We start from the raw sequence: 20,882 nt of genomic DNA, 5'->3' as shown, positions 1-20,882 counted from the left end.
GGCCGGCAGGGCGCTCAGCCCTGGGCGATACGCTCGCTGATCGCGGCGCCCAGACGCTCGGTGGTGCCGTTGCCGCCCAGGTCCGGGGTCAGCACTTCGCTGTCGCCGTCTTCCAGCACCGCCTCGATGGCGGCCAGGATGGCGTCACCGGCGTCCTTGTGACCCAGGTGTTCGAGCATCATGGCGCCGGACCAGATCTGGCCGATGGGGTTGGCGATGCCCTTGCCGGCGATATCCGGGGCGCTGCCGTGAACCGGCTCGAACAGGCTCGGGAAGGTGCCTTCGGGATTGATGTTGGCCGAGGGCGCCACGCCGATGGTGCCGGTGCAGGCGGGCCCAAGGTCGGAAAGAATATCGCCGAACAGGTTGGAGGCCACCACCACGTCGAACCAGTCCGGATGCATGACGAAGTTGGCGGTCAGGATATCGATGTGGAACTTGTCCACCTCGACGTCGCCGTACTGCTTGGCCATCTCGGCCACACGGCTGTCCCACCAGGGCATGGTGATGGCGATGCCGTTGGACTTGGTGGCCGAGGTCAGCTTCTTGCGCGGGCGGCTCTGGGCCAGGTCGAAGGCGTACTTGAGCACCCGGTCGACGCCGTGGCGGGTCATCACCGTTTCCTGGATCACCACCTCCCGGTCGGTGCCCTCGAACATGGTGCCACCGACGCTCGAGTATTCGCCTTCGGTGTTCTCGCGGACCACGTAGAAGTCGATGTCGCCGGGCTCGCGACCGGCCAGCGGGCTCTTGATACCCGGCAGCAGGCGGCAGGGGCGCAGGTTGACGTACTGGTCGAACTCGCGGCGGAACTTGAGCAGCGAGCCCCACAGCGAGATGTGATCCGGTACCTTTTCGGGCCAGCCGATGGCGCCGTAGAAGATCGCATCGAAGTCGATCAGCGTCTCGCGCCAGTCGTCCGGCAGCATCTTGCCGTGCTCGAGGTAGTAGTCGCAGCAGGCGAAGTCGAAGGTCTGGGTATCCAGGTCGATAGCGAAGCGCTTGGCGGCAGCCTCGAGGGCGCGCACGCCCTCGGGCATGACTTCGGTGCCGATACCGTCACCGGCGATGATGGCGATGCGATGGGCCATGAAAGCTCCTTGATCCTGTCTGCTGGCGTGTAGAGGGTGCCTCGCGCAGCGGCCACGATTGTGCTTGGTGTGAAGGGTGGCGGCGGCAAGGTGTAAGGTCAGTCTAGCTCTTTACAGCGAGGCGATAATGGGGCTCGATGGCAATTCATTGTTGACCTCAAGTGGAGAAAAGGGTGGCATCGCTCGATGATCTGGCGTTCTTTCGTCAACTGGCCCAGGCCGGCAATCTGACCGCCACCGCACGCGAGCTGGGACTGTCGCTGTCGGCGGTCAGCAAGCGTCTGAAGCAGCTGGAGGCGCGGCTCGGGGTGGAACTCGCCACGCGCACCACCCGGCGGCTTACCCTGACCGCCGAAGGTGAGCGTTACCTGGCAAGGGGAGTCGCGCTACTGGATGAGCTGGCCGAACTGGAAGAGAGCCTGGGCGAGGATCGCGAGGCGCTGGCGGGACCGCTGCGGCTCAACGCGACCTTCGGTTTCGGCCGTCGCCATGTGGCGCCCTTGCTGTCCGAGTTCTGTGCCTTGCATCCGGGCATCGAGGCGTCACTGGAACTCTCGAACTTTCCCGCGCCCTTGGTGGAGGGCGTGGATCTGGGCATCCGTATCGGCGAGCCCCCTGACTCGCGCCTGGTGGCCCGCCGTCTGGTGGCCAGCCGACGTGTTGCCTGCGCCTCTCCCGACTATATCGAGCGCTGTGGTCGGGCCGAGACTCCCCAGGCGCTGCAGCGCCACGCCTGTCTGGTACTGCGGGAGAATGACAGCGATTTTGCGCTGTGGCGATTCGTCGACGCCGACGGTGTCGAGACGTCGGTCAAGGTCGGCGGGCGCCTTACCAGCAATGACGGTGAGGTCATCAAGCGACTGGCGCTCGATGGTCACGGGGTGATGCTGCGCTCCTGGTGGGACGTTCACGATGAACTGAAGGAGGGGCGCCTTGTCAGCCTGCTGCCGGGCTGGCAGGGGGTGCGTGCCGATTTCTTCGCGGTCTACGCCCAGCGCCGGCACGTCCCCGCGCGCTTGCGTGCGCTGGTCGACTTCCTCGCTCGGCGCCTGGCGGCCAGGATCCCGTCACTCGGTTGAACGACTGCCGGCCCCGTCAGCCCTTGCGTGCCAGCACTCGCAGCCGGGATTCCAGCATGTCGCGGTCCAGGTAGGTGCCCTGGAGGTGACGCTCCCCGGTGGTGGGATCGAAGGCCTCACGTCCATGCAGTACCCGGCGGTTGTCGAAGGCCACCATCTGCCCGGGACGCAGGTCGAGGGCAATCTGATGCTGTGGTGCATGCAGCAGGGTCCAGAAGTGGTGGTAGGCCTCGTACCAGGGGGTGATCAGGTCGGCAGGCAGGTGCAAGGTGTCACGAATCCAGTTGTTGAAGCGAATCTCGCGGATGCGCCCATCCGTGCCGACGTCGATGACAGGCTCGCGGACGCCGATATCGTGTTCCTCGTCCTGGAAGCGAAAGTCGATGGCGGTCTCGGCCAGAAGCTGGAAGTGATCTGGGTTGGCCGCGCGCAGCGCCTCGGCGACCTGGATGCCGTCGGCGAAGATCGAGCCGCCGCCTTCGGCATCGTTCTTCAGGCAATACAGCAACTGCATGTCCGGCGGTTGGCGCCAGTTGGGCAGGTCGGTGTGCAGCGCCAGGGCAATCGAGGTGTAGGCCGCGTTGTTGGGGTTGGGCTTTGAAATGACGTCGAAGCGAGCCCCGAAGTTGGTGGCCTTGAGCGGGCCAATGCGCCGTGCCAGGCGACTGACCTCCTCGAGTTCCAGCGGCCCCTCGTCGAGCAGCACCAGGCCGTCGCGCAGCAACGCCGTGATCCAGGCTTTTTCGCCGTTGCCCCCGGCTACCAGATCGGCATGCCGCACATGCTGGGGGGAAAACGGCGTCTGCCAGGCGACAGGCCGCGGCAGGCTGTCGATGGCGGCCTCGCCGGGGCGACGCTGGTGCAGCCAGCCGGCGGCGAAGCGGCTGTGGTGTCCGTCCTGCCAGTCAAGGTGGAGCTGACCGTGCTCGATGCGGGCCTCGTCGAGCCCTGGAACGGCGGCCATCGGTGTGACCAGGCGTTCCCGGGTCAGGGGGTGGCGGCACTGATCACAGGCGCAGTGATCGCGCAGCCACAACAGAGGAAATTGTCCTCGGTCGCCGTTGTTCCAGACCAGCGAGAGACGCAAGCCTTCAGCGACCACGTCGGTCAGCGTCAGGTGCTGGGGCCAGGGGGCCAGTTCGTGCATATCGATGTGGCCGGCGTCGGCGGTCGAGGTCAACGAGGTGGTTCTCATGGATGGCTCCCAGGTGACGAGTGTTGACGAAATAGGTGACGAGTGTTGACGCCGATGGTGGGGGCTCGAGGCGATGGCGACAAACGACTAATATGACGCCTTAGGCCAAGCCTGGCTTATGACCGTCTTTTTCATCGTCGCTAAACCACAGGGCCAGAAACTACATGCACCGACTTCCTCCTCTGCATTGGCTGCAGGCCTTCGAGGCCTCGGCAAGAACCCTGAGCTTTACCGCGGCGGGCCAGGAACTGTCGGTGACCCAGGCCGCCATCAGTCAACGTATTCGGCTGCTGGAGGACCGCCTGGGGCAGCCACTGTTCGTGCGCCACCCGCGCAGCCTGACGCTGACGCCGGCGGGCCAGGCCTGGTTGCCGAGCGTCCAGGAAGCCTTTGCGCGGCTCGATGAGGGCACCCTGGAGGTGTTCGGCGTGACCCCGGATCGTTCGGTGACGCTGCGCACTACGCCGGCGCTTCAGAGCCAATGGCTGGCGCCTCGTCTGGCACGATTTCACCTTGCCCACCCCGAGGTGACCGTGCGTGTGGTCAGCGCCGTCTGGAGTTCGGATTTCGGTGCCGAAGGGGCCGATATCGAACTGCGCTACGGCCAGGGAGAGTGGCGCGGCATGGAGTCGATCTCTCTGGGGGCGTCGTCGTTGTTGCCGGTCTGTACGCCGCCGCTGGCAGAGCAGCTCGTCTCGCTGGATGCCCTGGCCGGGCAGACCTTGCTCCACGCGGCGGGCTTCGCGGCCGGCTGGCCGGCCTGGCTGGAGCACGCCGGGCGCAAGGATCTGTCGAGCCACTGTCACAGTCTGATCTGCGACAACCTGTCCATGGTGATGGCCCTGGCCCGGCAAGGGGCGGGGGTGGCGCTGGTGCACCGCTGCCTGCTGGAAGATCCCCAGGGGCTGGTTGCCCCGTTCGACATCGAGGTGCCCACCCGCGAAGGATTCTGGTTGTGTCGCCCGCGCAGTGCGCAGGGCAGTATCGAAAGCGAACGGCTATGGCGCTGGCTGGCGGGCGAAGTGGCGCCTGGGCCATCGTGACAACTTTGTCGGCAAGAGGTCAGGCCTCGGCACTTTGCTCCAGGAGGGCTGGGGCTGAGCCGCTCGAGTCGGTATGATCGTGCCCGCTTATCGAGCGCTATCGCTGGCGGGCGCTGGCGCTCGTAAGAGCATAGAATTGAGAGTGAGGGTGCCGTCCGGCCCCCGCCTGCACCGCGCCCTGGGATTGTTGTCGCCGGGGTGCGGTCCATCATCTGTTTCGGGAGACTGCTGCCGCCGTGAATGTGTTGATGTTCACCAACACCTATGCGCCGATCGTCGGTGGTGTCAGCGAGTCCGTGCAGCGCCTGAAGCACCAGTTGCAGCGGGCGGGGCATCGTGTCCTGGTGGTGGCGCCTCGGCTGGAGGGACAGCCGGAACACGAGCCGGACGTGGTGCGTGTCGTCGCGGTGCAGCACTTCAACGGCAGCGACTTCTCGCTGCCGGTGCCGATCCCCGGACAACTGTTCGACGCCATCGAGGCCTTCGAGCCGGACATCGTTCATTCCCACCATCCCTTCCTGCTGGGCGACACCGCAGCGCGCGCGGCGGAAACCTACGGCCTGCCACTGGTGTTCACCCACCACACGCTGTACGAGCACTACACCCACTACGTGCCGGGGGATTCCTCGCGGATGCAGCGCTTTGCGGTGGCGCTGGCGACCCAGTACACCTGGCTGTGCGACGAGGTGATTGCTCCCAGCGAGAGCGTCAAGCAACTGCTGGTCCAGCGCGCCGGCAACCCGGACATGACGGTGGTGCCCAGCGGAGTGGACACTTCACGCTTTGCGACGGGCAAGCGTGATCACTGGCGGGATCACTTCGCGATCCCCGCTGATGCCCGGGTGATCGGGCATCTTGGTCGGCTGGCCAAGGAGAAGAATCTGGCATTTCTGGCGGGCGCGGTGTGCCAGGCGCTGGTCGAGGATGCCGAGGCCTGGTGGCTGGTGGTAGGAGACGGTGATGCCCGAGAAGCGGTGGAAGCGGCCGCCGATCGTCATGGCGTGAGCGAGCGTGTCTGTTTTACCGGCTGCCTGCACGGGCAGGCGCTGATCGACGCCTACCACGCCATGGACGTCTTTGCCTTTGCATCACACAGCGAGACGCAGGGCATGGTGGTGGCCGAGGCGATGGCGGCGGGGCTGCCGGTGGTGGCCCTCGATGCCCCTGGCGTTCGCGAAGTCGTGCGAAATGGCGAGAATGGACGGCTGCTGGCGCATGAGGATGAGCAGGCCTTCGCCCTGGCCCTGGCCGAATGTACCGACGCACGATACTGGCCGGCCCTGCACGAGGCCGCCCTGAGCACGGCCCAGGCCTACGACGAGGCTCGCTGCGCCGAACGCTGCCTGCGGGTCTACCGCCTGGCGATCGCCCGCGGCGGCCCCTTCACCCACGCCGATGACGGCGGCTGGGAGCGTGTACGCAGCCGGCTGGGCGCGGAGTGGCAGATGCTACGCTACCGTGGGAGGGTACTACGCCACCTGGTCCAGGAGGAGTGGCGTGAAGAGTGGCGTGAGGAGCGGCCATCCTGGTGGCCCGGCCAACACGAAGACGAACCCGAACTGCCGTCGAGGTGACGCCGCTTGGTGATTCAAGACACCTAGGTTTAAACGCACAAGATTTTCCGAATAGTGCGTTCATTCATTTTATGCTCATGTGACTCGTGCTTCACCAGGAGAGCACGATAGAATCTCCAAAGGCTTCGTTTCTTCGGTTGGATAGAGCGACCAGCGCTCGGTGAGGGTATGACGTTGGAACAGACACGGCAGGACAGCAAGCGATCATCGTCGGCGCAGCGTGATGACGACGCCGTGTCCCAGCGCGCGGATCTGACCATCGAGTTACCGATACGCTTCGTGCATGAGCTGTCCGCGGCCGAATCGCTCCAGGACGTGCTGGATACGGTGGCACGCTGGTCAAGTACGGTGTTTGGCGCCAACCGCGCTTCCATCACTCTGGCGCAGTCCGAGACCGAGCTGACCCTGATCGCCATGGAAGGTAACAACGCCATCCCGATGGATCAGCCTGTGCCGATCTACGGCACAATGGTCGGACGTGTCTATCGCACTCGCCAGGCGGAGTACGCCGAGCGTTTTGACGGGAGTCCCGATCTCGACTGCCAGATGCTCAGTGCCAAGGGGCTAGGGTGCTGTCTCGATGTCCCGATGATCAGCGGCAGTCGCTGCGTGGGCACCATGAACATCGCCCACGAAAGCCCGAATGCCTTCACCGATGAAGATCGTGAGCGCCTGCAGGCCATGGCCCACTGGGTCGCCGCCAGCATACGCATCCATCATCAGATCGAAGAGATGGAAGTGCTGTCCGAGACCGACCCCCTGACCGGGGTGTGCAATCGTCGCGCCTTTGCTACCCGTTTCGCCACCCTGGCCAAGCGCTGGCAGCGCGGCAAGGGAGCGCTGGGTGTCGCGCTGGTCGATCTCGATCACTTCAAGTCGATCAACGATACCTACGGCCATGAATCCGGAGACCGGGTGCTGGTCGCCGTGGCCAAGGCGCTCGACGCAAGCTTTCGCAAGTCGGACCTTATCGCCCGCATGGGGGGAGAGGAGTTCTGCGTGGTCATGGCGGGCGTCGATAAGCCCGCCTTGATGTCTGCCCTCGAGCGTTTCAACTTTGCCCTGTCCGAGCTGGAGATACCCGTCGCCGACAGCGTGATACGCGTCACTGCCAGCATCGGTGCGTTGCTGATCGACAGCGATGGGAGCGACCTCGACAGCCTGGTCAATCAGGCCGATCAGGCGATGTACAAGGCCAAGACCAATGGTCGAAACCGAGTCGAGTTCGTGCACGTGACGCAGTAGGTCAGCCGTGGCGGTGCTACTTGCTTTCCACTTGTCTGGATGATCCCCGATCGGCCTTTCTCCCGTCTGCCCAGCGCTTGAGTCCGACCAGCAGGCCGACACCCAGCGCCAGGCCACCCAGCGCATAGAAGATCTCGCTGCGACTGTCGGCGGTGATCAACTCGCCCAACTGGCTGCCGAGCAGGGTGACCCCGGCCAGGCCCGGGGCGATGCCCAGGGTGGAACCGATCAGGTAGTCGCGAAAGCGCAGATGGAAGGCCCCGGCCATCATGTTGGTCAGGGTGAAGGGGGCAAGCGGCAGCAGGTTGACCAGCGTCATGGTGCGGATGCCGCGTCCCGACAGGTAGCGTGACAGGCCGTTCAAGCGCTTTCCCCCGTAGCGCAACAGCGCATCGCGGCCAAGCTTGCGACCGACCCACCAGGTCAGGCAGGAGGCCGACAGGGTACCGATCAGGGCGTAGCCGAAGCCCCACCAGGGGCCAAATACCAGCCCGGTCGCTGCCACCAGCAGACTCAGCGGAAACATCACAAGCGATAGCCCCGCATAGACCGCAGCCACCACGACGATGGCCCAGGGGCTGTCGCGCCACGCCGTGCCATCCTGGGAAAGCTTCATCAGGGTGTCGACGGTAAGCAGGTCATGCATGGCCAGCCACTGCCAGGTCAGTCCCAGCGCTGCCAGCACGGTGATGGCCAGGGTCGGCAGTAGCCAGCGCCGCGTCATCAAGGGGATTCCTGAGTGGCGGGTGAGGGTGCGGGCGGGACGTTATCGGCAGTCAGCGGCCATTTGAGGGGCTGCTGCTGAAAGTAGCGACAGAGCAGACCGTAGAGCCCCGGGTAGGCCTCCATCAGACGGTCGGGGGCGCTGAAGAAGGTCTCGCAGCAGACGGCGAAGCACTCGCCGGGATGGCTCGCGGCGTAGTCATCGATGGGCGTGGGGTCGCCTGCTTCGAGGCGCTTTTGCAGATCCTGCCAGACCGCCGTGAACTCGCGATGCCACTCCCTGGAGGCGATGGCGACCGGCAGTGGTGGAAATCCGTCGACGTCCTGGGAATTGCCCATGTCGAGCTTGTGGGCGAATTCATGGATGACCACGTTGAAGCCATCCAGGCCACCGCTCTCGACCAGATCGGGAAAGGCGATCACCACCGGCCCCTGGTAGAAGGTCTCGCCGGCGCGCTCGTCCTCGTAGACGTGCATCACCCCGGCCTCGTCCATCTCTTCGACCTGGCGACGAAAGGCGTCGGGCAACACCAGTACTTCGTGCACGTTGGCAAAGGCTTCCTGGTGCTCGTGCTCGCTCCAGCCGAGCGTCAACAGGCAGGCCTGGGCCGCCAGGGCCAGGCGTTCCTCGCTATCCAGTGCCGCAGGGTCCAGGTCCGGGTGCAGGCTCAGACGCTTGTCGTGAAGAAACCGCCAGGCGCGCTGACCCAGGCGCTGGGCCGAAGCCTCGGGCACGCGGGCCAGCAAGGGCAGGCGCGCTCGGGCGCCTGCCCAGGTGGCGGCGGGGAAGGGGTGGCGGGCATCGAAGCGGGCCGCCCGCCAGCGCTTGAGTCGTGACAACACAGCCTAGCTGTCGTCCTGGTCCCTGGCGCCGGACTTCCACGACCAGTCGCGCAGGCGCAGGTCGAACAGGTCCTTGCGGCGGTCCTTGAGGTTGGTCACCGAGCCCTCGGCGCGCACCACGGTCAACCGCGACAGATCCAGGTCGGAGAACATGATCATCTCGGTGTTGGGGGTGGTCTCTGCCATCACTGCGTCGTGGGGGAAGGCGAAGTCGGAAGGCGAGAACACCGAGGACTGGGCGTACTGGATGTCCAGGTTCTCGATGGATGGCACATTGCCGACGCTACCGCACAGCACCACGTAGCATTCGTTCTCGATGGCACGGGCCTGGGCGCAGTGACGTACCCGCAGATAGCCGTTCTTGGTATCGGTCCAGAAGGGCACGAACAGCAGGTCCATGTCCTGATCGGCGAGCAGTCGGCCCAGCTCCGGGAACTCCACGTCGTAGCAGATCAGGATGCCGATGCGTCCGGCATCCGTCTGGAATACGCACAGATCCTCGCCGCCCTCGATCACCCAGTCGCGGCGCTCCTGGGGGGTGATATGCAGCTTGGCCTGGCGCTCGATGGAGCCGTCGCGGTGGCACAGGTAGGCCACGTTGTAGAGGCGTCCGTCGTCACCTTCCTCGATCATCGATCCGGCGATGATGTTGATGTTATAGGCCACCGCCATGCGCGACATTTCGGTCTTGAAGCGCTCGGTGAAGCCGGCCAGAAAGCGGATGGCCGCCATCTGGTCCTGCTGGGCGGCGCGGTCCTGAAGGCCCATCAGCGGTGCATTGAACAGCTCCGGGAAGACCGCAAAGTCGCTCTGGTAGTCGGACAAGGCATCGACGAAGTACTCGACCTGCTGCAGCACCGCCTCCACCGAGGCGAACTCGCGCATCTGCCACTGCACGGCGCCGACTCGAACCTGGGTCGGACGACTTTCCAGCATGCGTTCGGCCGGCTCGAACAGGATGTTGTTCCACTCGAGCAGGGTCGCGTAGCCCTGGGACTTCTCGTCTTCCGGCAGATACTTGCGCAGCAGGCGCTTGACCTGGAAGTCGCTGGACAACTGGAACGACAGGATCGGGTCATGCAGCTCCTTGCGCGAGACCTTGTCGATGTACTCGCTCGCCGACATGCTGTCGGCCACCCGGTGATACTCGGGGATGCGTCCGCCGGCCAGGATGGCCTTGAGGTTGAGCTGGCGACAGACCTCCTTGCGCGCCTCGTAGAGGCGACGGCCAAGGCGATAGCCGCGGTAGTCGGGGTCGATCAGCACGTCGATGCCGTACATGGCATCGCCGTCCTTGGCGTTCTGGATCGTCTCGCGCTTGCCGATCAGGTCGTCGTACTTGTGCGGGTTGGAGAACTCCTCGTAGTCGACCAGGGCGGTAAGCGCCACGCCGATGACCCGGCCGTCGTCCTCGATGACGATCTGGCCGTCAGGAAACTCCGCCACCAGCCTGTCGATGGTGATCCTGGGCCAGGCTCCGCCGATGTCGTGGTAGACCTTGTCCATCAGCCCCTTGAGCTGAGGGTAGTCGTCACAGGTGAGGTTACGGAGATTGAGCTGAAGATCATCGAGGGACATGAAGCGTTCCTCCGGAAATGGACCGCATAGTCTAACATGCCGCCCAGAGCAAGGCGGAACGAGGTGTGCAGCATAGCGCAAAAGCATAAGCGTTATGCATCTAAAGCTCGGGGGGCAGTAGTGCACATCAAGGGAAGCATGAAGCGCTGGAGAGAGCGCTGGAAAGAACGCGTCCAACAAACAGCGGGCCTTGCCACGACAAAGGCCCCGCCGTAGCGGAGCCTTGGGATGCTGCGTGCAAGCTCTGCAGCGCAGGTGTCCTGCAATCTGGAGGCTTAGACGTCGTTTTCCGGCTCGTTGGCCGAATCGACACCGCTGTCTTCCACCAGGTCGCCCTCGTCCAGCGCCGACTGGCTGTCGCTGGCGGAAGCGTCGTCGCTGGGCGCGTGGTTGGAGTCGACACCGCCATCCTTGACGATCTCGCCTCCGGGAATGGCGCCATCTTCGCCCTCGGCCTTCGCTGAATCGTTGGAGGAGTCGACGCCGCTATCTTCAGGCATGACTTGCTCCTGCTTCATCTCTTCGTCTCCCTCGGCGTGGTGATCGGCCAGGGCGGCGCTGGAGAACAGGCCGATCAAGCCGGCCAGGGCGAGGCGCTTCAGCAGTGTGGTCTGGTAGGTGTTCATCGTAGTACCTCCGGGTTGTAGCTGTTGATGATGCTCTGATGACGGCACAACGGCATTCCCGTCGTCGACCTTTCATTGTCCGTCGCTTCATGCGGGGACTGAAGGGTGGGGGGCGGGATGTGGGGCGGGTCGTGAGCAGGCCTGCTCCCGACATATTGCGTCACCTTCCTGGTGACGCCATCGAGTGGGTGGCCTGAGCCCTTCCGTGGGCCCTGTGTTCTTCCCTGTCGGTGTCGGGCACTGAGCCTGTCCGCTGGCTCTGTTGGGGTTCCTGCCCAGCGGTTCCTTCCTGGAACCTCTTGCGGCCATCCTGGCCGCTATCACGCGGCGATGACTGCCACGCGGCTGTTCGGGTCAAGGCCTGGGCCCTTCCGTGGGCCCCGAGATCGTCCATGGGGATATCGGGCGCGAGCCTGTCCATCGCTCAGTCGTGGGCGTCCTGCCCTGCGGTTCCTTCCTGGAACCACCAGCGGCCATCCTGGCCGCCATGCCGTGGCGAGTCCCTGCCACTGTGACCATCCGTGGCCTGGCGATTATTCGGTGTCGTTGGCGGAGTCGACGCCGCTATCCTCTGCCAGCTCACCCTTCGGCTGGGTCTCGGACATGCTGTCGTCGGCTTGCTCGGCGCTGTTGGAAGAGTCGACGCCACCGTCTTCGACGAGGGGCTTGTCGGCATTCATGGCGCTGTCATCGGCCATGCTGGAAGAGTCTTGCTGTTCGGTCACATTGTTTGAGGTATCGACGCCGCTTTCCTGGGCTTCGTTTTCCTCATGGTGAGCGGCCATGGCCATGCTGGAGAACAGTGCCATCGTGCTCATGAGTGCTGCGGCCTTGACGATGTGTTTCATGCGGAACCTCTCGTCGCTGGATTTGCAGAGGCCGTTGGCGTCCTGTGCTCAACGGTTGTACTAAACCTATACAACGCATGGTGGTTTTGCAAATACGGACGTTATTCTTGTCTAATTATGGTTAGCCGTTTCAGCGACATCTTGACGTCCTCGGCCCTTGTGACGGGGCCGCGGGACGAAAGTCAGCGGGCCTCGCCGTGACGGCGGATCGGCTGCCGGAAGGTCTGGGCCGTCAGCACGCCGGCAAGCACCAGAGCGCCGCCGCTGAGGTGGTACCAGCCAAGCCGTTCGCCGAGCCAGAGCATGGCGATCAGGGCGCTGAACAGCGGCATCAGGTTGATGAAGATGCTGGCGCGGCTGGCGCCGATGTGGCGAATCGCGAACATCCACAGATAGGTGGTGATGATAGAGGCGGGGATGCCGGCGTACAGGATCAGGCCGGCGTTGCTTGTGTCGATCGGTGTCATTGGGCCCAGCAGGTAGGCCGGCAGCAACAGCAGGACGGCGAACACCGCTTGAACGTAGAGCATGACCCAGGGCGATATGGCAAGCGGCCAACGCTTGAGCATGACCCCGTAAAGGGCGTAGCAGGTCGCGGCCACCACCATCAGCGCATCGCCAGGAGCCACTTCCAGGTTGGCCAGGACGGCGATGTCACCTCTGCCGAGTAGCCACAGCACGCCCGCGAGAGCCATCACGCCGCCCAGGCAGCCGCCCCAGCTAGGTGGCTCACGCAGCACCAGGGCGCTGAGCAGAATCGTCAACAGCGGCACCATGGCCGCCAGAATGCCCATGTTGGTGGCGCTGGTAGAGGCCGCCGCGACGTAGGCCAATCCTTGCCACAGAGCCATGCCCAGCAGTCCCAGAAGCGCAAGCTTGGGCCAATGCGTGGCGATGGCGTGTCGCTCGCGCCAGCTCTGGCGCCAGACGAAGGGCGTCAACACGGCCACCGCCAGTACCCAGCGCAGGAAGGCGATGCTGCTGGGGGCGATGGTGCCGACGGTCAGCTGGTTGATGGTCATGTTGCCGGACCAGATCAAGACGGCGCCCAGGGGCGCCAGAAAGGGCAGGAGGGGCATCGGGACGGGTCCATGTCATCGAGAAGGTCTGGCGGAAAAGGCACCGCCGCCAGTCAAGGCGGCGGTCGATAACGCAATACCAGTTGTACAGCAGGCTTGTACAGGATTCGAGTGACGTATCACTGTGTCCTGCCCAGGCGTTTAGCCGATAGCGGCGGCCCCGGCCTTGGCGACCTGGATGTCCTGGTCCGGCTTGACGCCGGAGATGCCCACGGCACCGGCCACCTGGCCGTCGATGATCACCGGTACGCCACCGGACATCAGGCCCTCCATGGGCGCCGACAGGAAGGCGTTGCGGCCGCCGTTGATCATGTCTTCGAAGACCTGGGTCTCCTTGCGACCGATAGCGGCGGAGCGGGCCTTGGCCATCGCGACGTCGGCACTGAACGGTGCAGCGCCGTCGAGACGGCGCAGGCCCAGCGGGTAGCCGCCATCATCGCTGACGACGATGGTCACGGCGAAGCCATTGGCCTCGGCTTCCTTCTGGGCAGCGTCGAGGATGGCGTTGACCTGGGACTGGTCGAGGTAAGGCTTGGTCGGCATGGGGAGTCCTTGTGATTGAGGGTTGTGGTTAATATGGAAAATATTTTCGTTTTTAGTCTAGGCGCTCTGGGCCTGTCTGACCAGAGCCTCGTCGACGATCTCGATCCAGTGGCGCACCGGGGTGCGGTTGGTCGCAGCGAGATGGGTCTGGCAGCTGAAGATGTCAGCGCGGTCACCATCCGTCCTTAGCCCAGCGCTTCATCGACGATCTCGATCCAGTGGCGCACCGGGGTGCGGTTAGTCGCAGCGAGATGGGTCTGGCACCTGAAGATGTCAGCGCGGTGACCATACGTCCTTAGCCAAGGGCCTCATCGACGATCTCGATCCAGTGGCGCACCGGGGTGCGGTTGGTCGCCGCGAGATGGGTCTGGCACCTGAACATTTCAGCGCGGTGACCATCCGTCCTTAGCCAAGGGCCTCATCGACGATCTCGATCCAGTGGCGCACCGGGGTGCGGTTGGTGGCGGCGAGATGGGTCTGGCACCCAATGTTCGCGGTGACAACCACCTCCGGCTTGCCTTCCTCCAGCGCGTCCATCTTGTTGTCACGCAACTGGCGTGACAGTTCGGGCTGGGTGATCGAGTAGGTGCCGGCGGAGCCACAGCAAAGGTGACCATCTCGCACCGGCGTCAGGGTGAAGCCCATCCTGGTCAGTACCGTTTCCACCGCGCCGTTGAGCTTCTGGGCGTGCTGCAGGGTGCAGGGGCAATGGAAGGCCAGGCGCTGGTCGGCGCGCACGTCGAGGGTTGTCAGGTCTTCCTGCCCCAGCACCTCGACCAGGTCCTTGGCGGCCTCGCTGACCCGGCGTGCCTTCTCGGCATAGTCGGGGTCGTCGGCCAGCACTTCGACATACTCCTTGACGAAGGCGCCGCAGCCGCTGGCGGTCTGGATGATGGCCTCGCAACCGGCGTCCAAGTGAGGCAGCCAGGCGTCGATGTTGCGTCTGGCTCGCTCGCGTCCGGCTTCCTGGGCGTTCAGGTGAAAGTCGATGGCGCCGCAGCAGCCGACCTCGGGGGCGGGCGTCAGGCCGACCCCCAGGCGGTCCAGCACGCGAGCAGTGGCGGCATTGGTGTTGGGCGACAGGCCGGGCTGCACGCAGCCTTCGAGAATCAGCATCTGGCGCGGATGACGCTTGCCGTCGGGGCGCTTGCCAGCGTCGACCGGGGCCGGGGGCATCTTGCTCTTGAGCGCCCCGGGGACCAGCGGCTTGAAGGTCTGGCCTAGCGCCAGCAGGGCCTTGAACCGGCCGGGCTCGACCAGTGCCTTGCGCAGGCCGAAGCGAAGCGCCTTGTCGGAGGTGCTGCGCGGCACACGCCGTTCGATCTCGGCGCGGCCGATATCCAGAAGCTTGTGGTACTCGACGCCTGAGGGACAGGTCGTCTCGCAGTTGCGACAGGTGAGGCAGCGGTCGAGGTGAAGACGGGTTTCCTCGGTGATCTGGTCGTCGTCTTCAGGACTTTCGAGCATCTCCTTCATCAGGTAGATGCGGCCGCGCGGACCGTCGCGCTCATCGCCAAGCAACTGGTACGTCGGGCAGGTGGCATTGCAGAAGCCGCAGTGAACGCAGCTTCTCAGGACTCTGTCGGCCTCGCGAATGTGCGGCTTCTCGAGGTCTTTTTCGCTGAAATGGGTCTGCATGTTGTTATCCGCTAGTCATGGTCGAGGCCCGGACCTTCGCCGGGGCCAAACGGGGGATCAGGTCGTCTGTCGATGGCTGTCCGATCATGCCGCCTTCGCCGGGCGGCTGTGATCGTTCAGTGCCCGGTCTACCAGTCCGGATACAGTCGGCGCGGATTGAAGATGCCGTCGGGATCGAGCTTGCGTTTCACCCGCTCGTGGTACTTGGCGACCACCGGCTGCAGTGGCGTGAAGGGCTCGGCGGCGCCCGGTGTGAAGCAGGTGGCGTGGCCACCTGCCTGGGCGACGGCGTCGCGCAGCGACTCGGCGTCGACCTGCCCCTTGAGCCAGCGCTGATTGCCGGCCCAGTCGAGCAGCAGTTGATGTGGCTCGACGCCGGCGATGTCCAGGCTCGGGGTGTTGGTCGGCAGGCTGATCCGCCACAGCGGCGTGCTGGCATCCCTGAAGAAGGGCAGCGACAGCTCTCGGAGCTCGCGCCAGAAGTCGGCCTCGAGGGTGTCCCCGCCGATCGCCTCGCGGGTGGCGGCCACCGAGCTTGTACCGCCTTCGAGACGCAGATGCAGGGCGCCACTGTGCCAGGCTGCTGCACTCAAGGGGAGCGGCTTGCGTCCCCATTCGGCCAGACGACTCAGAGCCTCTGACTGGGACATTTCCAGACGCAGGCTGGCGCTGGCGGTGGGTAGCGGCAGCACCTTGAGGGTGACTTCGGTGATCAGTCCCAGGGTGCCCTGGGCGCCGACCATCAAGCGTGACAGGTCGTAACCTGCCACGTTCTTCATGACTTCGCCGCCGAAGCGCTGTTCACGCCCCTGGTGATCGAGTACCCGCAGGCCCAGCACGAAGTCCCGCACCGAGCCGGCCCAGGGGCGGCGGGGCCCGGACAGTCCGGCGGCGATGGTGCCGCCGACGGTGGCCTCGGCACCAAAGTGCGGGGGTTCGAAGGGCAGCATCTGGCCCTGGTCGGCCAGCGCCTCCTCGAGTTCGGAGAGAAGGGTGCCGGCACGCACCGAGACGATCAGCTCGACTGGATCGTAGCTGGTGATACCGCGGTGTTCGCGGGTGGATACCGGCGTACCTTCCACCGGGCGGCCATAGAAGGCCTTGGTGTTGCCGCCGACGATGCGAAGCGGACGTTCGGCGCTTGCCGACTGGATCGCTTCGGACAGAGCCGCCAGGCCGTCGAAGGCGGAAGGGGAAACGTCATTGTTGGACATGGTGGTACCTGAATTCCGACAAAGAGGGACAAACGTCGACAAGGCGCGACACACGGAGCACGGAAGCGCTGCAAGGACGTCACGGTCGATGGCGGGAGACGAGGCTTGCCGCCTTCCTGTCTGAACCGTGACCCTTTCCTGCGGCGCCTGGAAGCGTGGCGGCTCCGGCTAGAACCTTGGCAGTTCCGGGTGCGGCAGCTCGTTGTTGTGCACCATGCATGGCACTGAACCTTGATCGCGCGCAGCGCGCCAGCGTCGGGACGCTCTCGTGGCTGTCATGGCTAGAACCTTGGCAGTTCCGGGTGCGGCAGCTCGTTGTTGTGCACGTGCATCGCGCCGAACTCGGCGCACCGGGCCAACGTCGGGATGTTCTTGCCCGGGTTGAGCAGTCCTTCTGGGTCGAAGGCGGCCTTGACCGCGTGGAAGGCGGTGATCTCCAGGCTGTCGAACTGGGCACACATCTGGTTGATCTTCTCGCGGCCGACGCCGTGTTCACCGGTGATCGAACCGCCGGCTTCCACGCATAGCTCGAGAATCTTGCCGCCCAGTGCCTCGGCGGTTTCGAGTTCCCCTTCGCGGTTGGCATCGAACAGGATCAAGGGGTGCATGTTGCCGTCGCCGGCGTGGAAGACGTTGGCCACCTTGAGCCCGTACTGCTCTGACAGATCGCTGATGCCCTTGAGCACCCTCGGCAGCTCGCGGCGAGGAATGGTGCCGTCCATGCAGTAGTAGTCCGGCGACATGCGGCCGACCGCAGGGAAGGCGTTCTTGCGACCGGCCCAGAACTTGGCGCGTTCGGCCTCGTCGCGGGCGAGCTGAACGTCGCTGGCGCCAGCCTTGGCCAGCACCTCACGCACGGTCTCGATATCGTCGTCCACATCGGCCTCGACGCCGTCGAGCTCACACAGCAGGATCGCCTCGGCGTCCACCGGGTAGCCGGCTCGGATGAAGTCTTCGGCGGCGCGGATGGCCAGGTTGTCCATCATCTCGAGGCCACCGGGGATGATACCGGCGGCGATGATGTCACCGACCGCGGCGCCGGCCTTTTCCACGTCATCGAAACTGGCCATCAGCACCTTGGCGGTCTCGGGCTTTGGCAGCAGCTTGACGGTGATCTCGGTGACCACGCCGAGCATGCCCTCGGAGCCCATCATCAGCGCCAGCAGGTCGAAACCGGGGCTGTCGAGCGCCTCGGAACCGATGGTCATGCGCTCGCCCTCGATGGTCATCACCTCGAGCCTCAGCACGTTGTGTACGGTGAGGCCGTACTTGAGGCAGTGCACGCCGCCGGCGTTCTCGGCCACGTTGCCGCCGATCGAGCAGGCGATCTGGGAGGAGGGGTCCGGCGCATAGTAGAGCCCGTAGGGCGACGCCGCCTCGGAAATGGCCAGGTTGCGCACCCCGGGCTGGACCCGGGCGATGCGGGCGTCGGCGTCGATGTCGAGAATCCGATTGAAGCGCGACATGACCAGCAGCACGCCTTGTTCCAGCGGCAGGGCCCCACCGGAAAGTCCGGTGCCAGCGCCGCGGGTGACCACCGGCACGCCGAGTTCACGACACTGCTTGAGCAGCGCCTCGACCTGGTCCAGGCGCTCTGGCAGGGCCACCAGCATGGGCAGTACGCGGTAGGCCGACAGGCCGTCGCATTCGAAGGGGCGCAGGTCTTCCTCGCGGTGCAGCAGGGTGAGGTCGGGGACCACGCGGGTGAGTTCGGCGAGCACCTCGTTCTTGTCGCGCCGTGGCAAGGCGCCGTCCAGGCGTTCGTCATAGAGGATGTTCATGACGCTTCCTCGGTTGAGCTAGCACGGTCGTGCGGCTAATGATGGTTATTGTCTGCACTACAATCTGCGTTGTCTTGACCTCGGTGTCCAGATTTTGGTTTGCTGGTCTGACCAGTTATTGGCAGATGTGCTCGGTTCAGGGCATCAATACGGACGACGAACCGCGCACGCTGCGGGAGGCAGGACATGTGGGACAACGAAGAACGACTGGCACCGAGCAGCACCTCCCAGGCCATCGCCTCGAAGCTCGAGACGCTGATCCTTGACGGTGTCTTTCGCCCGGGCCAGCTGTTGCCCTCGGAACGGCGGCTGTGCGAGCGGCTGGGGGTGGGGCGTTCGTCGCTGCGCGAGGCGCTTGGCAGCCTGCGAAGCAAAGGCGTGATCGTGACTCGCCAGGGGCGTGGCTCCGAGGTGGCGCCACTGGTGGAGGCGCCCCATGCCACGCCCTTGATGCACCTGTTTCGCGAGCACCCGCGCACCCTGTACGACCTGCTCGAGGTGCGTGCGCTGCTGGAAGGGGAGTCGGCGAGCCTGGCCGCGAGCCGAGGCACCGCCTCGGACAGGGTGTTGATCACCCGGCGCTACCGCGAGATGGCGGACTACGTGGACAAGGCGGACCCCCTCGAGGTGGAGCGTCTGGCGCGACTCGATCACGCCTTCCACCTGGCGATCTGCCAGGCGTCGCATAACCCGGTGCTGGCGCATACGCTGCAGAGCCTGACCGATCTGCTGCTGAGCTCGGTGTTCGCCTCGGTCAAGCACCTCTATCATCGCCCTGACGCCAGGGACATGATCAACCGCCAGCACGCCCGCCTGCACCGAGCCGTGGTAGAGGGCAAGCCACAACTGGCGCGGCGGGTGGCGCTGGAGCACCTGTCCACCATCGGTGACATGCTGCGCGAGATCGAGGCCGAGGATCAGCGTCTGGAGCGCTCGGCCATGCGCCTGGAGGAGTGGTAAGTGCCGGGACGACGGCAGAGACTTCTGCGCGCCGTCCCGGGACCTGCTATTCCTCGTCGATGATGCCGCTGACGGCGGCTACCTCGAGCTTGTGGCCGAGGTGCGCGCGCAGGATGTCGCCCAGGCGCTTGCCATCGCGGGCCTCGATCGCCTCCAGCATGGCCTCGTGATCGTCGACGGCCTTGGCCCAGTTGGCCGAGCCCATCTCGACGCTGTAGCGAATGCGCTTCACCCGTTGGCTCAGGTTGTTGTACATCTCGATCAGCACGTCGTTGTTCGACGCGGCCAAGATGCACTCGTGGATCTGCTGGTTGACCTCGAAGTAGGGGGCCAGCTCCTGGCGCTGGTAGTGACCCAGCATCAGCTGATGCAGACGACGGATCTCCTCGATGTCGGCGTCTGTCAGGTGCTGACAGGCCAGTTCACCGGACAGGCCTTCCAGGGCGCCCATGACGTCATAGGTATTCTTGACCCCACGCCGGGTCAATCGCACCACGCGGGAGCCTCGGTTGGGCAGGTTCTCGACCAGCCCTTCCGAGGTCAGCACCTTGAGGGCTTCTCTGAGCGGGGTGCGTGACACACCAAAGGTTTCACACAGGGCCTTTTCGGCGATCTTCTCGCCGGGCAGCAGGCTGCCTTGCTCGATCAGGTCGCGGATCCTGTCGGCCACTTCCAGGTACAGGCTACGCGGCTGAATCTTTTCCATAGCGGATTTCCCGGGCTCATCATCGTTTGACAGTCGAACGCTTGACGGTTCAACTTTTCCGTATTATGAATTCATTATTCAAATTATGCGAGTGTTGGCGAGCGTATTTGGCCAGGCACTCGGGTAACCCTGTGAGGCAGCGGAGGGTGGGGCCGAATGGCATCGATCGGATTCCGGCCGCTGTCTTGCTGCCTGTTCTTTTCTGTCTTCTCTCATATCTTGCGCTGGAGTTGCTATGGCCGGAAACGTATTTCTTGCACAGGTACAATTGTCGCGTCAGTCGGCGCGGCAATTGCTCGACGCCGCCTTCGCCTTTGCCCGCAAGGTCGAACTGCCTCCTCTGACCGCGGTGGTGCTGGACGCCGGCGGCAATCCGGTGGCGGCCGAGCGTGAAGACGGCTGCAGCCCGCTGCGCTGGCCGGTGGCCAACGGCAAGGCCTACGCCGCGCTGGGTATCGGGGTATCCAGTGGTACCACCGGCGAGCGCAACCGCGAGCGTCCCGCCTTCCTGGCGGCGGTGGCCGAGGCCTCCGGGGGCCGCTTCGTGCCGGTGGCGGGGGGCGTGCTGATCCTCGATGACGACCAGCGCATTCTGGGCGCGGTCGGTATCAGTGGCGCTTCCTCGGCCGACGATCAGGCCGCCGCCATCGCTGGCATCGAGGCGGCAGGCTGGCAAGCCGGGCTGGAGCCCGAGACGGTCTCAGATCCCTGATTCCGGTCTGGCAACTGTCTGGCGACAGGGACGGATGCCAGACCCGTCAGCAAGCGACAGAGCGAGCCTTCGAGCTCGCTTTTTTTGTGTATGTCTCCAGGGATGCAGCAAGGGAGCGAGTGGCTTGGATAGTTCGTTGTTTCTACATAAGACATTGAAATTTAAGCGATAAATATTCTCTAAGGCGAGTTTGCGAAAGACAAAAGTCTAATACCTAATTTTGAATTATGTATCCATATTGACCCTGACCCAGCGGGAAGCGACTCCTGTCCCCAGGCCCTTAACGCCCTGGAAACGGAAAGCTCAAGTGACGGAATCCGCGACTGACGGAACCGTTACGTGAAGAGCACGCCAGCTCCCGTTGAGGCTTCCTCCAGGGTGCCAGTCGGCGCCCACCGCCAGAC

19 protein-coding genes are annotated in these 20,882 nt (G+C 64.6%); 6 read left to right on the top strand and 13 right to left on the bottom strand.

From position 1 onward, the window contains the following. Positions 1–14: 14 nt before the first annotated feature. Positions 15–1,091 carry a tartrate dehydrogenase gene (locus tag NFI08_RS00580; protein ID WP_045991709.1) on the bottom strand — a complete coding sequence of 359 codons (1,077 nt, stop codon included), beginning with the start codon at positions 1,089–1,091 and terminating at the stop codon, positions 15–17. 173 nt (positions 1,092–1,264) lie between these two features. Between NFI08_RS00580 and NFI08_RS00575 the strand changes: the two genes are divergently transcribed. After that, positions 1,265–2,170, top strand: coding sequence for a LysR family transcriptional regulator (locus NFI08_RS00575; protein WP_045991710.1), 906 nt, complete (start codon positions 1,265–1,267; stop codon positions 2,168–2,170). A 16-nt stretch (positions 2,171–2,186) separates the two neighbouring features. Here the strand turns inward: NFI08_RS00575 and NFI08_RS00570 are convergent, their stop codons facing one another. Continuing rightward, positions 2,187–3,365 carry a TauD/TfdA family dioxygenase gene (locus tag NFI08_RS00570; protein ID WP_349586399.1) on the bottom strand — a complete coding sequence of 393 codons (1,179 nt, stop codon included), beginning with the start codon at positions 3,363–3,365 and terminating at the stop codon, positions 2,187–2,189. A gap of 164 nt (positions 3,366–3,529) precedes the next feature. Here NFI08_RS00570 and NFI08_RS00565 point away from each other — a divergent pair, with 164 nt between their 5' ends. The 3 genes from NFI08_RS00565 to NFI08_RS00555 all read left to right on the top strand — a co-directional run bounded on the left by NFI08_RS00565 (position 3,530) and on the right by NFI08_RS00555 (position 7,227). Continuing rightward, complete coding sequence (locus tag NFI08_RS00565) at positions 3,530–4,408, top strand: LysR substrate-binding domain-containing protein (protein ID WP_349586396.1); 879 nt, start codon at positions 3,530–3,532, stop codon at positions 4,406–4,408. A gap of 236 nt (positions 4,409–4,644) precedes the next feature. After that, on the top strand, positions 4,645–5,982 hold the full coding sequence (locus NFI08_RS00560; protein WP_349586394.1) for a glycosyltransferase: 1,338 nt from the start codon (positions 4,645–4,647) through the stop codon (positions 5,980–5,982). A gap of 168 nt (positions 5,983–6,150) precedes the next feature. Further along, the gene (locus NFI08_RS00555; protein WP_349586391.1) at positions 6,151–7,227 is read left to right on the top strand and encodes a sensor domain-containing diguanylate cyclase; all 1,077 of its coding nucleotides are present in this window, start codon (positions 6,151–6,153) and stop codon (positions 7,225–7,227) included. Between the two features lie 16 nt (positions 7,228–7,243). Here NFI08_RS00555 and NFI08_RS00550 read toward each other — a convergent pair whose 3' ends face one another. From NFI08_RS00550 to glcD, 10 genes are all read right to left on the bottom strand, one after another. Continuing rightward, entirely contained in the window at positions 7,244–7,951 is a 708-nt protein-coding gene (locus NFI08_RS00550; protein WP_108448244.1) for a TVP38/TMEM64 family protein, read from the bottom strand. Beyond that, the gene (locus NFI08_RS00545; protein ID WP_108448245.1) at positions 7,951–8,793 is read right to left on the bottom strand and encodes a M90 family metallopeptidase; all 843 of its coding nucleotides are present in this window, start codon (positions 8,791–8,793) and stop codon (positions 7,951–7,953) included. The genes NFI08_RS00550 and NFI08_RS00545 overlap by 1 nt, the downstream gene beginning before the upstream one ends. 3 nt (positions 8,794–8,796) lie before the next feature. After that, positions 8,797–10,371: a GNAT family N-acetyltransferase gene (locus NFI08_RS00540; RefSeq protein ID WP_349586387.1), complete on the bottom strand. Its 1,575-nt coding sequence runs from the start codon at positions 10,369–10,371 to the stop codon at positions 8,797–8,799. A gap of 275 nt (positions 10,372–10,646) precedes the next feature. Then, a complete protein-coding gene (locus tag NFI08_RS00535) occupies positions 10,647–10,997 on the bottom strand; it encodes a hypothetical protein (protein WP_108132416.1) in 351 nt (116 codons plus the stop codon). 533 nt (positions 10,998–11,530) lie between these two features. Further along, positions 11,531–11,845 (bottom strand): hypothetical protein, encoded by a 315-nt coding sequence (locus NFI08_RS00530; RefSeq protein WP_045991716.1) that lies wholly within the window; start codon positions 11,843–11,845, stop codon positions 11,531–11,533. A 182-nt stretch (positions 11,846–12,027) separates the two neighbouring features. Then, positions 12,028–12,924, bottom strand: coding sequence for a DMT family transporter (locus NFI08_RS00525; RefSeq protein ID WP_108448247.1), 897 nt, complete (start codon positions 12,922–12,924; stop codon positions 12,028–12,030). Between the two features lie 141 nt (positions 12,925–13,065). Further along, positions 13,066–13,467 carry a GlcG/HbpS family heme-binding protein gene (locus NFI08_RS00520; RefSeq protein ID WP_045991718.1) on the bottom strand — a complete coding sequence of 134 codons (402 nt, stop codon included), beginning with the start codon at positions 13,465–13,467 and terminating at the stop codon, positions 13,066–13,068. Positions 13,468–13,872: 405 nt separating this feature from the next. Next, positions 13,873–15,105 carry a glycolate oxidase subunit GlcF gene (glcF, locus tag NFI08_RS00515; RefSeq protein WP_108132418.1) on the bottom strand — a complete coding sequence of 411 codons (1,233 nt, stop codon included), beginning with the start codon at positions 15,103–15,105 and terminating at the stop codon, positions 13,873–13,875. Positions 15,106–15,233: 128 nt separating this feature from the next. Beyond that, positions 15,234–16,319 (bottom strand): glycolate oxidase subunit GlcE, encoded by a 1,086-nt coding sequence (gene glcE / locus NFI08_RS00510; RefSeq protein ID WP_045991720.1) that lies wholly within the window; start codon positions 16,317–16,319, stop codon positions 15,234–15,236. Between the two features lie 281 nt (positions 16,320–16,600). Then, positions 16,601–18,100, bottom strand: coding sequence for a glycolate oxidase subunit GlcD (gene glcD, locus NFI08_RS00505; RefSeq protein WP_108448248.1), 1,500 nt, complete (start codon positions 18,098–18,100; stop codon positions 16,601–16,603). Positions 18,101–18,286: 186 nt separating this feature from the next. On the opposite strand from glcD, the gene glcC reads away from it, so the two are divergent. After that, positions 18,287–19,060, top strand: coding sequence for a transcriptional regulator GlcC (gene glcC / locus NFI08_RS00500; protein ID WP_045991722.1), 774 nt, complete (start codon positions 18,287–18,289; stop codon positions 19,058–19,060). Positions 19,061–19,106: 46 nt separating this feature from the next. Here the strand turns inward: glcC and NFI08_RS00495 are convergent, their stop codons facing one another. Further along, the gene (locus NFI08_RS00495; protein WP_349586379.1) at positions 19,107–19,766 is read right to left on the bottom strand and encodes a GntR family transcriptional regulator; all 660 of its coding nucleotides are present in this window, start codon (positions 19,764–19,766) and stop codon (positions 19,107–19,109) included. A gap of 235 nt (positions 19,767–20,001) precedes the next feature. Between NFI08_RS00495 and NFI08_RS00490 the strand changes: the two genes are divergently transcribed. After that, positions 20,002–20,478: a GlcG/HbpS family heme-binding protein gene (locus NFI08_RS00490; protein WP_349586376.1), complete on the top strand. Its 477-nt coding sequence runs from the start codon at positions 20,002–20,004 to the stop codon at positions 20,476–20,478. The last annotated feature ends 404 nt before the right edge of the window (positions 20,479–20,882 follow it).

It is taken from the genome of Halomonas sp. EF61 (assembly GCF_040147045.1).
Lineage (GTDB): Bacteria > Pseudomonadota > Gammaproteobacteria > Pseudomonadales > Halomonadaceae > Halomonas > Halomonas litopenaei.
This window is presented reverse-complemented; position numbering and strand designations above follow the sequence as displayed.